The sequence below is a fragment of the Actinospineispora spinosispora DSM 44797 genome, from assembly GCF_000429025.1.
Classification (GTDB): Bacteria; Actinomycetota; Actinomycetes; order Mycobacteriales; family Pseudonocardiaceae; genus Pseudonocardia; species Pseudonocardia spinosispora.
This window is the reverse complement of record NZ_AUBB01000025.1, coordinates 181,183-194,712: the sequence shown is the minus strand read 5'-3', so window position 1 is coordinate 194,712 and position 13,530 is coordinate 181,183. Positions and strand designations below refer to the sequence as shown.

Sequence of the window (13,530 nt, the reverse complement as noted above, 5' to 3'; positions counted from 1 at the left end):
AGCGAAGCGAACGGCGTAGCCGCCCAAGTTTCCGGTCGCGGGCCCCTCGAGGCGAAGCCGATGAGGGGTCCCGACCGGAAACTTTCGACGCGCGAGGGCCAGCCGGAAATCAAGCGTTCCCGTTGAAGAGGCTTGTTACCGAGCCGTCGTCGAAGACCTCGTGGATCGCTCGGGCCAGCAGGGGCGCGATGGAGAGGACGGTGAGCTGCGGGAAGCGCTTCTCTTCGGGGATGGGCAGCGTGTTGGTCACGATGACCTCTTTGGCGCCGCAGGTCGACAGACGTTCGCGCGCGGGGCCGGACAGCACGCCGTGGGTCGTGGCGATGATGACTTCGGCCGCGCCGTCGGCCAGCAGTGCCTTGACCGCGCCGGCGATCGTGCCGCCGGTGTCGATCATGTCGTCGATGACCACGCAGGTGCGGCCGGCGATGTCGCCGACCACCCGGTTGGCCACGGCCTGGTTCGGCTTGAGCGGGTCGCGGGTCTTGTGGATGAACGCCAGCGGTGTGCCGCCGAGCAGTTCGGACCACTTCTCCGCGAGGCGCACCCGGCCGGAGTCGGGGGAGACGACCGCGAGCCTGTTGTCGGCGTACGAGTCCTTCACGTACTCGGCGAGCAGCGGCATGGCCCACAGGTGGTCGACCGGGCCGTCGAAGAAGCCCTGGATCTGGGCGGTGTGCAGGTCGACGGTCATGATGCGGTCGGCGCCCGCGGTCTTGAACATGTCGGCGACGAGGCGCGCCGAGATGGGCTCACGGCCTCGGTGCTTCTTGTCCTGACGGGCGTACGGGTAGAACGGCATGACCGCGGTGATCCGCTTGGCGGAGGCGCGCTTGAGCGCGTCCACCATGATCAGCTGTTCCATCAGCCAGTTGTTGATCGGGCTGGTGTGGCTCTGGATCACGAAGGCGTCGCAGCCGCGTACCGACTCGTCGAAGCGGACGAAGATCTCGCCGTTCGCGAAGTCGTGCGCGGTCTGCGGGGTGATCGAGACGTCCAGGTGCTTGGCGACCTGTTCGGCGAGCTCCGGGTGCGATCGACCCGCGAAGAACATCAGGCTCTTCTTGGGTGTTGCCGACATCGCGCTCATCGTGGCTCGCGCCTCCTAGCCGAGATCGTTTCCCCCGCGCGGAGCGGTCGGGGCACCTACAGTGTCGCTCGGACCGTCTGAGAGCACCTGTTCGGGTGCCCCGGCGGTGCTTGACGACTGCTCCGTGTTGGCTTTTTCGATCGCCTGTTCGGCGGCGAGGGCCGACGGGGTCCCGGCGCGGCGCCGCATCACCCAACCCTCGATATTGCGCTGTTCACCTGCGGAAACGGCGAGCGCGCCGGGCGGGACGTCGTTGCGGACGACGGTTCCGGCGCCACTGTAGGCGCCGTCGCCGATGGTGACCGGAGCCACAAACGTGTTGTCGGACCCGGTTTTTACATAGGAGCCGATGGTCGTTCGGTTCTTCGTCACACCGTCGTAGTTGACGAACACCGAGGAGGCGCCGATGTTGCTGCCCTCGCCGATCGTCGCGTCGCCGACGTAGGTCAGGTGCGGGACCTTGGTGCCCCGGCCGATCTCGGCGTTCTTGACCTCGACGAACGTGCCGATCTTGCCGTGGTCACCGAGCCTGGCTCCGGGACGCAGGTACGCGAACGGCCCGACGTTGGCTCCCGCGCCGATCTCCGCGCCGGTCCCGTGTGTGCGCACGACCGTCGCGCCCTGGCCGATCCAGCAGTCGGTCAGCGTGGTGTCCGGGCCGATCTGGGCGCCCTCGGACACGGTCGTCGCGCCGTGCAGCTGGGTGCCGGGGTGCAGCAGTACGTCGGGCGCGAGCCGGACGCCGACGTCCACCCAGGTGTTCGACGGGTCGACGACGGTCACGCCGGCGCGCATCCAGGCGCCGAGCAGCCTGCGGTTCAGCTCGGCGCGGATCTGGGACAGCTGCAGCTGGTCGTTCACCCCGGCGACCAGCCACGGGTCGGGGCAGCGCAGCGCGCCGACCCTGCGACCGTCCTGGTGGGCCATGCCGAGCACGTCGGTCAGGTACAGCTCGCCCTGTGCGTTGCTGGGCGCGGCGTCGGCGAGCCGGGTCAGCCCGTCACGCAGCACGTCGGCCTCGAACACGTACACACCGGAGTTGAACTCGCGGATGGCCAGCTGTTCCGGGGTCGCGTCACGCTGTTCGACGATCGCGGTGACCGCACCGTCCTGGTCGCGCAGGATCCGGCCGTAGCCGGTCGCGTCGGGCAGCTCGGCGGTGAGCACGGTGACCGCGTTGCCCGCCACGGCGTGCTCGGTCAGCAGACCGCGCAGCGTGCCGGAGTCCAGCAGCGGCACGTCGCCGTAGGTGACCATGACCGGGCCGGTCAGCGCGGGCAGCGAGTCCATCGCGCAGGCGACGGCGTGCCCGGTGCCCAGCTGCTGCTCCTGGATGGCCAGCAGTGTGGACCGGCTCAGCTCGGTGGCCAGGCCGCTCAGGTAGTCGCGGACGGTCTCGCGGCCGTGCCCGGCCACGACGACGAGGTGTTCCGGCGCGAGCGCGGCGGCGGCGTGCACGGCGTGGCCGAGCAGCGGTCGGCCGCCGATCTCGTGCAGCACCTTGAGCTTGCTCGAGCGCATCCTTCGGCCCTCGCCCGCCGCGAGCACCACAACGGCGGCGGGGTTGGGTGCATCCGGGCTGGTTTCCAGCATCGCTGGCTCCCCCCTGCCTGGGCCGCGCGCGCTGTGCGGACACACGGCGTACACGGAGTACATGGCTGTCCGATGCGGACAGCGCGTCATCTGGTCCGGTGCATGGTAGGGCGGTGCCTCGATGCAGGTTCCCCTCGACCCCGGTGAGCGACCGCCGGTACCGCATGGGTAGCTGAGGGTGACGTTCTCTCACCCGATAAGGTCTGGTTCGGCTCGTCGTCTCAGCGTTCTGTCAGTTGCGCGGCGGTGGCCAGCGACCTCCAGCTGAGAGTCCCCAGCTCTCACACGGCCGTGAAGGGACCCCCGAATGTCCTCCCGTCCTGCGTTGACCCGCTCGGTTCGACTCGTGGTGTGCGGTGTGATCGCCGCTCTGCTCGCGGTCCTCGCGTTCGCCGGGGCCGCGTTCGCCGATGAGGCCGACACACCGGCGGCGGCGGAGAAGAAGGAGCTGGTCGAGGGCACCCCGTGCGCCCTGGACACCATCGCCTGTGTGGCCGTCAAGGACAGCCTCGCCTGGTTGATCAAGGAAGGCGAGGTCGTTCACGGGCCGGTCAAGATTTCGACCGGTGGTCCGGGCAAGGAGACCCCGCTGGGTAGCCACGTGGTGCAGTGGAAGAACAAGAACCACAAGTCGGGTGAGTTCAAGACGCCGGACGGGCAGCCGTCCCCGATGCCGTACGCGGTCTTCTTCGCCGAGGGCGGGATCGCCTTCCACGAGGGCAAGCTCGCTCGGCAGTCCTCCGGGTGTGTCCGGCTGCGGATGAAGGACGCTCAGGAGTTCTACGACTTCCTCAAGCTCGGTGACAAGGTCGAGGTCGTCGCCTGATCCGCCCGACTCGGTGTGCTCAGGCGCCCGACTCGCCGGTGGGACGGTCGAGCACCGGGAGCGGGACGAAGGTGGGGACCAGGGCCGGGTCGTTGAACGCGGTGATGCGCGCGATCCTGGCCCCGATCAGGGTCAGCACCTGGATGCCGTACGGCCGGTAGCCGCCCTCGTCGGTCCTCGCGTGGATGACCAGCGCCGGCTGACCGTTCGCCAGGGTGGGCGTCAACCGCCACTGGCCCGCGCGACGCAGGACGCGACTGCCGAGGAACCCGACGACCGCCGGTCTGCCGGTGAACCAGGTCGGGGTCGGAGGCATCTCCAGCTCGACGTCCGCGCGCAGCAGCCCGACCAGCGCATCCAGGTCGGCGTTGGTGAACGCGTCCACGTATGAGTCGAGCAGGGCGCGTCTGACCAGGGCGTCCGGTTCCGCGAGGTCGTCCGCGACCGGGCCCGCCTGCGCCAGGTTCGCGCGGGCCCGGCGCAGGGTGCTGTCCACGGCGGCCACGGTCGTGTCCAGCATCTCGGCCACCTCGGCTGTCCGGAACGCCAGGACGTCGCGCAGCGTGAGCACCGCACGCTGGCGGGCCGACAGCAGCTGGAGTGCGGCGATGAAGGCCAGCCGCACCCCGGTCCGGCCGGCCACGATCGCGGCCGGGTCGCCCGCGCCGAACAGTGCGTCCGGCGCGGGCTGGAGCCAGGGCACCGATGGCTCGCGGTCGGCCACCGCCACCCGGTGATCGTCGGCCGGAGCTCCCAGGCCCGACGGCAGTGGTCTCCTCGACCGGGTCTCCAACGCGGTCAGGCAGGCCATCGTGGCGATCTTGTACAGCCAGCGACGCACCGTGGACCGGCCCTCGAACCGGTCGATGCCACGCCAGGCACGCAGGTACGTCTCCTGCACCAGGTCCTCCGCGTCGTGGATCGAGCCGAGGAGCCGGTAGCAGTGGGCGAGCAGCTCCGGCCGGAACGGCTCGGTCACCAGGGCGAACTCGGTGTCCGGCGGCGTGCTCGACATGGCGGTCTCTCCCGAGGTCACGGTGCGGTTCACAGTAGGGCGCCGATCAGCCGAGCGGTGTGAGCCCCGCGCCGCTGACCTGGTACTCCGATGCGCTGTCCGGGTCGCCGGCGAGCTGGACGACGGCCTTGGCGACCTGTTCCGGAGTGAGCACGGAGGGCATGTTCGCGACGAACGTGTCGAGGTCGACACCCTGGCGCGCGGCGTACCCGGCCACGCCGGCGGCCCCGACCCCCGCGGTCGGGGTCAGCTGCGGCAGCACCGTCACGAACCGGAGGTCCAGCGCGGCCCGCGCCGCCTCGTCGGTGGCGTAGCTGCGCAGGTAGCGGATCGCGGCATTCGCGCTGGCGTACCCACCGCTGAGCGGGGAACCGCCGATGGCCGCACCGCTCGACATGCTGACGACCACCCCACCCGGCGCCATCGGCTCCAGCAGCGCCGCCCGCGTCCAGTGGAAGACGTGCCGGGTGTCGGTGTGCCAGTTGAGGCTGAAGGTCTCCCAGGTCTGCTGATGTACCGGCGCCATGTGCGGCACGGCGCCGGCGTTGAGCACCAGCAGGTCGGGCCGGTGCTCGTGGATCACGTTCCGCGCGAGCGTCTCGTCGGTGGCGTCACCGGTCAGCGGTGTGAACGCCCCGCCGAGCTCGGCGCGGACGGCACCGAGGTCCTGCTTGCCGCGTGCGATGCCGAGGACCGCCATCCCCTCCGCGACGAGTGCGGTGGCGATCGCGCGGCCGAACCCTCGGCTGGCTCCGGTGACGACGGCGGTTCGGGTGGTCATGGGGTGCTCCCGGGGGTTGGTGCGGAACGTGTCCGCATCAAGACCGGCCGGGCGCCGGAAAACCGTCGCGAGCGGCGAAACTACTTCGCGTGTGCCCCGGGGCCGGGCCGCACGCGCAACCGGTCCCGCGAAGCGATGTCGTGCCCGTGGGCGCAGCGCAGCTGGACCTCGACCGCGCCGCCGCACTCGGCGTGCTCGACCAGCATCGGCGGGCCGTGGCCCTCGGACAGGTGGGCGTCGCCGAACGCGGTCACGGCGAGCAGTACCGGCCGCAGGTCGCGTCCGGCCGGCGTCAGCCGGTACTCGTGGCGGGCGCGCTGGCCGGGCTCGCGGTAGGAGACCTTCTCGACCAGTCCGGCGTCGACCAGCCCGGCGAGACGCCGGGCCAGAACGTTGCGCGCGATGTTGAGGTGGTCGGTCAGCTCGTCGAAACGACGTACCCCGTTGAACAGGTCACGCAGCACGACCATGGTCCACGGATGGCCGATCAGCTCCATGGTCCGGGCGATCGAGCAGGTTCGGCTGTCCAGCTCGCGGGGATCGGTGAGGGTGGACATGACATGAATCATACGCCTAGTGGGTTGCTTTCTGAAACTCAGAACGAGCATGCTCCACCTGAATCTCGAAATGAAACTCAGAGGTGCTGTGATGACGGATCTGATGACCGAGACGGCGGCCGGTCAGCTCGCACGGGAGGCCGGGCAGCGCGACGGACTGGACTTCCTGCGGGCGGTCATCGCCGGGGAGCTGCCCGCCCCGCCCCTCGCCCAGCTCCTCGGCCTCCGGATGACCGAGGCCGACCCGGGGCGCGTGGTCTTCGAGTTCACCCCCACCGAGCAGCACTACAACCCGATCGGCAGCGTCCACGGCGGCATGTACGCGACGATCCTCGACTCTGCGGCCGGCTGCGCCGCGCAGTCACTGCTGCCCCAGGGCGTCGGATACACGAGTCTGGACCTGACCGTGAAGTTCCTGCGCGCGATCACCGTGCACACCGGGCCGCTGCGCTGCGAGGGGACCGTGACGCACCTCGGCGGACGGACCGGGCTGGCGAAGGCCGAGCTACGTGACGCGACCGGGAAGCTCTACGCGGAGGCGATCAGCAGTCTGCTCATCCTGCGGCCGGACCCGTCATGATCAGGCTCATCCGCGCCGAGGGCTGCGAGGCCCGGGCACTCATCACGCGGCTGGTGTTCCGTACCGGCCCCGGCGCCCTGCGGGCGCGGCTGTTCGTTCCCGAGCAGCGCGCCCTTCCGGCGAACCTCGTCGACCTGCTCGCCGGCCCGGAGAACGGGGGCGTCTACCTGGCGATGGACGAGAACCGACCGGTCGGCCTCGTCAACATCGCGCCGGGTCCGGGCGCGGAACAGATCGAGGTCGGGTTGCTGGTGGCCGACCGGTGGCAGCGCAGAGGCATCGGCAGGGACCTGATGCGGTTCGCGGCCCAGGACCCGCGCTGGGCGGGCATGCCGCTGGTGGCGGCCGTGCAGACGGACAACAGGCGGGTGATCCGGCTGCTGCGTTCGCTGCACTGGCCGATGCGCCTGGCCGACACCGCGCCGGGGGAGTACTACTTCGAGCTGCATCCGGTCCCGGAGCAGCTGCGGGTGGCCGGATAGTCTCTTCCGCATGCTCGACCGCGCCCTCGTTGACGGCCTCTTCCCCTCCGACCTGCCCGACCCGTCGCACTGGGAGCAGCGCTACCCGGCGCGTGAGCTGGCCGACGGCGCCGAGGTGACCCGCTTCGCGCCGAGCCCGACCGGGTTCGTGCACATCGGCGGCGTGTACACCGCGACGATCGCCAAGGACGTCGCCGACCACAGCGGCGGCAGCTACTTCGTCCGCATCGAGGACACCGACCAGAGCCGTGAGGTCGAGGGGGTCGCGGCGCAGTTCGACCGCGCCTTCGAGTACTTCGGGATCGCCTCGGAGGAGCCGGTCGACGGGCCGTACGGGCCGTACCTGCAGTCCGCGCGCGAGCAGATCTACCTCAGCTACGTGCGTGAGCTGATGCGCGAAGGCAAGGCCTACCCGTGCTTCGCCACCCGCGACGAGCTCGCCGAGATGACCAAACGGCAGCAGGCCACGAAGGTGCCGACCGGCTATTACGGCTCGTGGGCGGTGTGGCGCGACGCCGACCCGGACGAGGTCGCCGCGAAGCTGTCCGCGGGCGACGACTACGTGGTCCGCTTCCGCTCGCCCGGCGTGCAGGCCGGCCGCGTCTCGTTCTCCGACGCGATCCGGGGCCGTCTCGAACACGAGGCCAACCGCAACGACGTCGTCATCCTGAAGAGCTCCGCGACCAGCCCCCGGCTGCCCACCTACCACTTCGCGCACGCCGTCGACGAGCACCTGATGGGCGTCACGCTGGTGATCCGCGGCGAGGAATGGATCTCCTCGGTGCCGCTGCACCTGCAGCTGTTCGAGGCGCTCGGGTTCCCCGCGCCCCGCTACGCGCACGTCGCGCCGCTGATGAAGCAGGACGGTGGCTCGAAGCGGAAACTGTCCAAGCGCAAGGACCCGGAGGCCTCGGTCGACTTCTACGTCGACGCCGGCTACCCGTCCGAGGCGGTCCTCTACTACCTGCGTGGGCTGGCCAACGGGCGCCTCGCCGAGACCCCCCTTGACCAGGCGCTGACCGAGCCGATCCGCCTCGAGGAGTGCGGCGTGGCCGGTCCCCTGGTCGACATGGTCAAGCTGGCCGACATCAGCGGCGACCACATCGCCACCCTGTCCGGCCCGACTGTGCTCGACGCCGTCGCCGAGTGGGCAGCCGAGCGCGACCCCGAGCTGGTGACGGTCCTGACCGAGCACCGCGAGCTGGCCGAGCGGGCGATCGACGTCGAGCGGGTCGGAGTGGACAACCCGCGCAAGGACCTGGTGCGCTGGTCGGACTTCCGGTCGATCTACGGCTTCTTCTTCCCGCCGCTGTTCACCGAGGTCACCGACGCCTCCGACGAGCGGTTCGGCGGCCTCGACGCGAGCCTGGTGCGCAAGCTCGCCGCCGACTTCGCCGACAACTACGCGTGGGCCGACGACCAGCCGACCTGGTTCGCCCAGATCCGTGAGCTCGCCGCCCGGCACGGCTTCGCGCCCAACCCGAAGACGTACAAGGCGGACCCGGACTCCTACCCCGGCGTGCTGCGCGACGCGGCCAACGCGATCCGGGTGGCCATCACCGGCGCCACCCGCAGCCCCGACCTGCACGCCGTCTGCGGCGCCCTCGGCACCGAAGAGGTCCTCCGCCGCCTCCGAGCCCTAACCCCCTGACCTCGTGAGTGATGAGGGCGTCTACCCCGAAGGGGCGCCGAAGGCGTAGCCGGAGTGGGCACTCACGACAGCTTTTCCGTCGTGAGGGTCCAGTCCGGCTATAGGCGCCCTCATCACTCACGAGGGACCCCGAGGCAGCGCACTCTTGGCACGCGGTCGGGACCACGGCCCCGTCCCCGGCTTAGCCCGTGCCCGGCTTCAAGGCATCTCGGCTTCGCCGTCGACTCGTGAGTGGCAAGGGCGCCTATAGGCGCCCGGATCACTCACGACGAAAAGCGTGTCGTGAGTGCTCCGAGCGCCTACGCCTTCGGCGCCCCTCCGGGGTAGACGCCCTTGCCACTCACGATGGCGCCTACGCCTTCGGCGCCGCTTCGGGGTAGACGCCCTTGCCACTCACGAGGGGAGGGGTGCGGTGAGTAGTTCAGTGGGGGTGAGCGGGCGCACACCTGAGTGGTGGGTGGGGCCGTTCGGCCCAGCTGGTGCGGCCGAACGGGTGTTCGGGGGCGCGCTCGGCGCGCTGCCGGGGTAAGTGGTCGACCGGGCGTGACCCCCGCTCTCATCTGTCGAGGACAGGTTCCGGGCGCTCCATACAGTCGCTGGCATGCGACCAGGTCAGGCACGGCTGATGTGGGCTGCCACCTTCCTGGCGGTCCTGTTCGGCCCTACCCTGCTGAGCCTGGTCAACGGCAGCGACAACCCGATCGCCTCGCAGCTGGCGGTGCAGTCCGGTCTGCTCGCCACCGGGCTTCTCGTGGGCGCCGCCGTGGTGCCGTCCCGGTTGCGGTCGTTGACCAGGGCGGTCGGCATCGAAGCCGTGTACGGCGTGCATCGCAGCCTCGGGCTGCTGGTCACCCTCATGGTCCTGGTGCACGTGATCCTGGTGCTCGCGGCCAACCCGAACTCGGTGACGCTGTTCGACCCGCGGCAGTGGTCGCAGCCGTCCAAGGCCGCGATCGCCGCGACCGTCGCGCTCATCCTGCTCGTCGGTCTCGCCGGCCTGCGCGGTCGGGTGGGTCGCCGGTACGCGCTCTGGCGTTGGACGCACATCGTGCTGGCGGCCGCGTCCGTGGTGTTCTCCGCGCTGCACATCTGGCGGTTGCAGCACCTGGTCAACGACCCGGTGCTGCGGGTGGCGTTCGGCCTGCTGGCCGCCGCGCTGCTGGGTGTCCTCAGCTACCGCTGGCTGTGGCGGCCGAGCCTGGACAAGCGCTCCGCCTACCAGGTGCGGGAGATCCGCGCCGAGACCGAGGACGTACACACGTTGGTCATCGGCCCGAGACGGCCCCGGCACGGGTTCGACGTGTCCACGCTGGCCTTCGAGCCGGGCCAGTTCGCCTGGATTCGGGTGCGGCGCTCGATCACCGCCGAGGAGCACCCGTTCACGATCACCTCGTGCCCGACGTCGGAGGCGGGCGGCTCGATCGAGTTCACCATCCGCGACGTCGGTGACTTCACCTCCTCGGTCGGGAGGTTGAAAGTCGGTGACCCGGTGTGGATCGATGGCCCGCACGGCTCGTTCACCTGGGACGACACCGTCTACAGCCGGGCACTGGTGCTGATCGCGGCCGGCGTCGGGATCACGCCGATGATGAGCATGCTGCGCACACTGGCGCACCGGGGCGACGACACCCCGGTGATGCTGATCTCCGGCGCCGGCACCGAGACCGAGCTGCTGTTCCGTGACGAGCTGGCCGAGCTGACCGAGAAGCTCAACCTGACCGTCGTCGAGGTGGTCAGCCGCCCGTCCTCGGACTGGAGCGGTCGGACGGGGCGGATCGACCGAGACCTGCTCGGTGAGCTGCTCCCGGAACGCACCGGTCGCCGCAAGATCGAGTACTTCGTCTGCGGGCCGCCCGGGATGGTCAACGGCGTGGTCGAAGCCCTGGCCGACCGCAACATCGATCCGTCCAGGGTGCACACCGAGTTGTTCGACATGGCTTAGGGGAAGTGTCCACATGAATGCCGCTCTTCGGTTCATCCGGTGGACGGTGCCCGGTTCGGTCCTGCTCGCGGTCATCGTGTCGGTCGTGCTGGCCGGCCGGTCTCCGTCCTCACCGCAGTCGTTCTCCGCGCTGTTCGGCGGCGGAACCTCGGACACCCGGTGGGGACCGCTCGGGCCGTCCGACCGGGACATGCTGATCAAGGTTCGGCAGGCGAACCTGTGGGAGGGCCCGGCGGGTGAGCAGGCGGCGCAACGCGCGACCAGCCCCGCCGTCCGCGAGGTGGGCCGCAAGCTCGGCGTGGAGCACGCTCAGCTGGATGCGGCGCTGCGCACGGTCGCCGCGAAGCTGAACGTCGTGCTGCCCAGCCAGCCCAGTGACCAGCAGAAGATCTGGATGACGGAGATCTCCGACGCCGCGCCTGCCGACTACGACAAGCTGTTCGTGAACCTGGTGCGGTCCGCCCACGGCGAGGTCATGCCGCTGGTCGAGGGGGTGCGTTCGGGGACCCAGAACGAGCTGGTCCGCCAGTTCGCCATCGAGGGGAACCAGTTCATCGGCAGGCACATGGACTATCTGGAGAGCACCGGGCTCGTCGACTACGCCCTGTTCCCGCCGTCCACCGCTCCCGCCGCGCGACTGACCTCGATCGGTGGCTACAACGTGCCGATCACGCTGGTGTTGTTCCTGGTCGCGGTCGTGGTCGGAGCGGCTCTGCTGCGTGCGCTCGGCCGGACCAAGGCCGGTGCGGCACGGCGCGGCTGGTGGGTGCGGATGGCGTCCGGGGCGGTGGGAGCGGCGAGCGCGGCGAAGGACCGTGCGCTGCGGTCCGCGCGGGAACGGCGGGAGTTCAAGGAACGGATGGTGACGACCGCCGAGCTCATCGCCGTGCTGAGCTCCCCCGAGGAGGAGCAGGCCCGGCCGAAGGTGCCCGCGCAGCGCTCGGGCTCCCCGGCGGCACCGGCGCCCGCGCCGAGGCGGAGCACACCGAAACGGACCAGCAGGGACCGCCGTCCGCCGAAGCTCGGGAAGGCCCGGGGCGGCCGAGGGTGGTAATTCGTCACAGGAATGACAAACAGTAACCTGTCAAGCTATATAACTCATACTTGCGGGGGATAGACAGAGAAAAACGCCGAACGGTCCACCTTGAGTCGTTCGAGTGTGACAAGATTCATAGCTTCAGTGCAGTGCTCCGGGGAGGACCGGCGCCTGACCCGTTTCGGGTCAGGCGCCGTTGAGCAAGGAGGTATGAGTTCCGATGACAACAGCAACTGACCATGCTTTGAACACGGCGCTGTCCGACGCGGCACGGGGTGTGTTTCCGCCGGCGGACGGCAGGGCCGTGGCGGTGGGTGCGTTGGACGGCCCGTGCGACATGATGGCCTTCTTCGCCCACCACGTGATCGTTGCCGCCGACGTCGAGCAGAACTGGCTGGACGAGCAGTACGTCGACCGGGTCGGGCTAGGCGGTAGTGACCCGTCGACCGGTCTCGGTAAGTTGATCGGTGCGGTGACCGAGCGCCTGGGTAACCCGGCCGTCTATGCCAGCATGACTTGTGCGGCGCCGCCGAGGTCCGCCTATCTGAACGGGAAGATCGAGGAGAATGGCGAGCCGGATTCCGGCTGGGCGGCTTATCGCACCGACATTCGCTGCTTCCAGTACTCCAGCCCCGGTGCAGCGGGGGCGTTCGCGGTCGGCCGTGGGCCCGGTGGGCGCTGGGATGTGTTCTTCCGGGTCGACGAGGGCCCTGGTGGCCGGGTCGGTCGTGAGCTGCTCGCCGCGGCGAAGACGGTCATCCCGACCGGCGCCACGTTGTTCGGTTCGACCCCGCTGCACGATCACCGGGTGACCCGCATCGCGATCGCCAGCGGGTTCCAGCCGATCTGCACCGAGGTGCTGTTCCTGACCCGGCCCCAGTAGTAGGTACCTGCTCTCGGGCGGCCGGGTGCCGCGACGTTGTACCGTTTCGGCGTGTCCGACGGAACGTCCCGGCCGTCCGAGCAGCTGCTCACCTTGGGGTGCAGCGTGCGCGCGGGCGCCATCGTGGTGGTCGCGACCGGTGAGCTGGACGTGCTCACCGTGCCGAGGCTGCGTGAGACGCTGGCCGAATCCGTGCGCAGCCCCGAGGCGGACACCCTTGTACTCGACCTGACCGACGTCGAGTTCCTCGGCTCTCTGGGCCTGCGTGCCCTGGTCGAGATCGCCGCCGAGGCCGAGGCGAACGACAAAGGTCTGCGTGTCGTGGTCGACTCGCAGCGGCCGGTCGTCCGCCCGATCATGCTGTCCGGGCTGGACCGTGAGCTCGATCTGTACGACTCACTCGACGATGCGCTTCCCGCGTGACTGAACGCGGCCCGAACGGGTATCCCCCTGTGTCCGCGGGGGAAGGCTGCGCATGATGACTGAGGCTGTGCACGAGGTGCTGACGGCGGATGCCGTCGCGCCCTCGATCGTGCGCCGCTTGTTCCGTGGCTGGCTCGGCGAGCTGGACTGGCCTTCGGAGGAGACGGACGACCTGTTGTTGGCGGTGAGCGAGGCGGTGTCCAACGTGACCGACCACGCCTATCCGCCCGGCAGCGTCGGTGAGGTGATCGTCGGCGCCGAATGCGTGACCGACGGAGATGGCGGCCGCCGGGTGGTGGTGACGGTCGACGACCACGGTTCGTGGCGCCCGCCGCCCGCGTGGCACGAGAACCGCCGCAGGGGTCTGCCGCTGATGCGCGCCTGCACCGAGTCGATGGAGGTCCAGGGCACCGCGACCGGGACGCAGATCCGGATGACCAGCCGCCCGGTGCCTGCCCAGGTGGCGGAACCTTCGCGGCTTCTGGATATGTGACTCGCGGGTTCCCGGGGTGTCTCGCGGGTGTCTGGGGTGTCCCCGCTGGCTTGGGGTGTCGCCGCGGTCAGGTCTGGGTGCACTGGGGTGTCCCCGCTGGCCATCCAGTGTCTTGGCGTGGGCGGGCGGTATCAACCCCCGGCTTCGCCGGCCTCGCACTCGCTCCTGGTTGCACGTA

14 protein-coding genes are annotated in these 13,530 nt (G+C 69.9%); 9 read left to right on the top strand and 5 right to left on the bottom strand.

Annotated elements, in window-relative coordinates:
• Positions 1 to 109 precede the first annotated feature (109 nt).
• Both G406_RS0112135 and glmU read right to left on the bottom strand, forming a co-directional pair.
• A complete protein-coding gene (locus tag G406_RS0112135) occupies positions 110 to 1,090 on the bottom strand; it encodes a ribose-phosphate diphosphokinase (protein ID WP_028934046.1) in 981 nt (326 codons plus the stop codon).
• A 15-nt stretch (positions 1,091 to 1,105) separates the two neighbouring features.
• Positions 1,106 to 2,683 carry a bifunctional UDP-N-acetylglucosamine diphosphorylase/glucosamine-1-phosphate N-acetyltransferase GlmU gene (glmU, locus tag G406_RS46375; protein ID WP_084215994.1) on the bottom strand — a complete coding sequence of 526 codons (1,578 nt, stop codon included), beginning with the start codon at positions 2,681 to 2,683 and terminating at the stop codon, positions 1,106 to 1,108.
• 307 nt (positions 2,684 to 2,990) lie between these two features.
• Between glmU and G406_RS46370 the strand changes: the two genes are divergently transcribed.
• On the top strand, positions 2,991 to 3,509 hold the full coding sequence (locus G406_RS46370; RefSeq protein WP_051341976.1) for a L,D-transpeptidase: 519 nt from the start codon (positions 2,991 to 2,993) through the stop codon (positions 3,507 to 3,509).
• 19 nt (positions 3,510 to 3,528) lie between these two features.
• Here the strand turns inward: G406_RS46370 and G406_RS46365 are convergent, their stop codons facing one another.
• The 3 genes from G406_RS46365 to G406_RS0112110 all read right to left on the bottom strand — a co-directional run bounded on the left by G406_RS46365 (position 3,529) and on the right by G406_RS0112110 (position 5,862).
• Positions 3,529 to 4,524 (bottom strand): sigma-70 family RNA polymerase sigma factor, encoded by a 996-nt coding sequence (locus tag G406_RS46365; RefSeq protein ID WP_037076246.1) that lies wholly within the window; start codon positions 4,522 to 4,524, stop codon positions 3,529 to 3,531.
• Between the two features lie 46 nt (positions 4,525 to 4,570).
• The gene (locus G406_RS0112115; protein WP_028934045.1) at positions 4,571 to 5,305 is read right to left on the bottom strand and encodes an SDR family NAD(P)-dependent oxidoreductase; all 735 of its coding nucleotides are present in this window, start codon (positions 5,303 to 5,305) and stop codon (positions 4,571 to 4,573) included.
• A gap of 80 nt (positions 5,306 to 5,385) precedes the next feature.
• Positions 5,386 to 5,862: a winged helix-turn-helix transcriptional regulator gene (locus G406_RS0112110; protein WP_051341975.1), complete on the bottom strand. Its 477-nt coding sequence runs from the start codon at positions 5,860 to 5,862 to the stop codon at positions 5,386 to 5,388.
• 91 nt (positions 5,863 to 5,953) lie between these two features.
• Between G406_RS0112110 and G406_RS0112105 the strand changes: the two genes are divergently transcribed.
• The 8 genes from G406_RS0112105 to G406_RS46345 all read left to right on the top strand — a co-directional run bounded on the left by G406_RS0112105 (position 5,954) and on the right by G406_RS46345 (position 13,352).
• A complete protein-coding gene (locus tag G406_RS0112105; protein ID WP_051341974.1) occupies positions 5,954 to 6,442 on the top strand; it encodes a PaaI family thioesterase in 489 nt (162 codons plus the stop codon).
• Positions 6,439 to 6,924 carry a GNAT family N-acetyltransferase gene (locus tag G406_RS46360; RefSeq protein WP_051341973.1) on the top strand — a complete coding sequence of 162 codons (486 nt, stop codon included), beginning with the start codon at positions 6,439 to 6,441 and terminating at the stop codon, positions 6,922 to 6,924. The genes G406_RS0112105 and G406_RS46360 overlap by 4 nt, the downstream gene beginning before the upstream one ends.
• 10 nt (positions 6,925 to 6,934) lie before the next feature.
• Entirely contained in the window at positions 6,935 to 8,575 is a 1,641-nt protein-coding gene (locus tag G406_RS0112095; RefSeq protein WP_028934042.1) for a glutamate--tRNA ligase, read from the top strand.
• Positions 8,576 to 9,176: 601 nt separating this feature from the next.
• Positions 9,177 to 10,517: a ferredoxin reductase family protein gene (locus tag G406_RS0112090; RefSeq protein WP_028934041.1), complete on the top strand. Its 1,341-nt coding sequence runs from the start codon at positions 9,177 to 9,179 to the stop codon at positions 10,515 to 10,517.
• A gap of 13 nt (positions 10,518 to 10,530) precedes the next feature.
• Complete coding sequence (locus G406_RS53895) at positions 10,531 to 11,571, top strand: DUF4142 domain-containing protein (protein WP_051341972.1); 1,041 nt, start codon at positions 10,531 to 10,533, stop codon at positions 11,569 to 11,571.
• A gap of 202 nt (positions 11,572 to 11,773) precedes the next feature.
• Positions 11,774 to 12,436: a hypothetical protein gene (locus G406_RS53890; RefSeq protein WP_156934805.1), complete on the top strand. Its 663-nt coding sequence runs from the start codon at positions 11,774 to 11,776 to the stop codon at positions 12,434 to 12,436.
• A gap of 51 nt (positions 12,437 to 12,487) precedes the next feature.
• Positions 12,488 to 12,859 carry an anti-sigma factor antagonist gene (locus G406_RS0112075; RefSeq protein WP_028934039.1) on the top strand — a complete coding sequence of 124 codons (372 nt, stop codon included), beginning with the start codon at positions 12,488 to 12,490 and terminating at the stop codon, positions 12,857 to 12,859.
• Positions 12,860 to 12,914: 55 nt separating this feature from the next.
• Positions 12,915 to 13,352 carry an ATP-binding protein gene (locus tag G406_RS46345; protein ID WP_169736679.1) on the top strand — a complete coding sequence of 146 codons (438 nt, stop codon included), beginning with the start codon at positions 12,915 to 12,917 and terminating at the stop codon, positions 13,350 to 13,352.
• Positions 13,353 to 13,530 lie beyond the last annotated feature (178 nt).

Coding starts and splice junctions, on each gene's coding strand:
- G406_RS53895 (WP_051341972.1), top strand. CDS start 10,531: ATGAATGCCGCTCTTCGGTTCATCCGGTGGACGGTGCCCGGTTCGGTC.
- G406_RS46360 (WP_051341973.1), top strand. CDS start 6,439: ATGATCAGGCTCATCCGCGCCGAGGGCTGCGAGGCCCGGGCACTCATC.
- G406_RS53890 (WP_156934805.1), top strand. CDS start 11,774: ATGACAACAGCAACTGACCATGCTTTGAACACGGCGCTGTCCGACGCG.
- G406_RS0112115 (WP_028934045.1), bottom strand. CDS start 5,305: ATGACCACCCGAACCGCCGTCGTCACCGGAGCCAGCCGAGGGTTCGGC.
- glmU (WP_084215994.1), bottom strand. CDS start 2,683: ATGCTGGAAACCAGCCCGGATGCACCCAACCCCGCCGCCGTTGTGGTG.
- G406_RS0112110 (WP_051341975.1), bottom strand. CDS start 5,862: ATGTCCACCCTCACCGATCCCCGCGAGCTGGACAGCCGAACCTGCTCG.
- G406_RS0112095 (WP_028934042.1), top strand. CDS start 6,935: ATGCTCGACCGCGCCCTCGTTGACGGCCTCTTCCCCTCCGACCTGCCC.
- G406_RS0112090 (WP_028934041.1), top strand. CDS start 9,177: ATGCGACCAGGTCAGGCACGGCTGATGTGGGCTGCCACCTTCCTGGCG.
- G406_RS46345 (WP_169736679.1), top strand. CDS start 12,915: ATGACTGAGGCTGTGCACGAGGTGCTGACGGCGGATGCCGTCGCGCCC.
- G406_RS46370 (WP_051341976.1), top strand. CDS start 2,991: ATGTCCTCCCGTCCTGCGTTGACCCGCTCGGTTCGACTCGTGGTGTGC.
- G406_RS46365 (WP_037076246.1), bottom strand. CDS start 4,524: ATGTCGAGCACGCCGCCGGACACCGAGTTCGCCCTGGTGACCGAGCCG.
- G406_RS0112105 (WP_051341974.1), top strand. CDS start 5,954: ATGACGGATCTGATGACCGAGACGGCGGCCGGTCAGCTCGCACGGGAG.
- G406_RS0112135 (WP_028934046.1), bottom strand. CDS start 1,090: ATGAGCGCGATGTCGGCAACACCCAAGAAGAGCCTGATGTTCTTCGCG.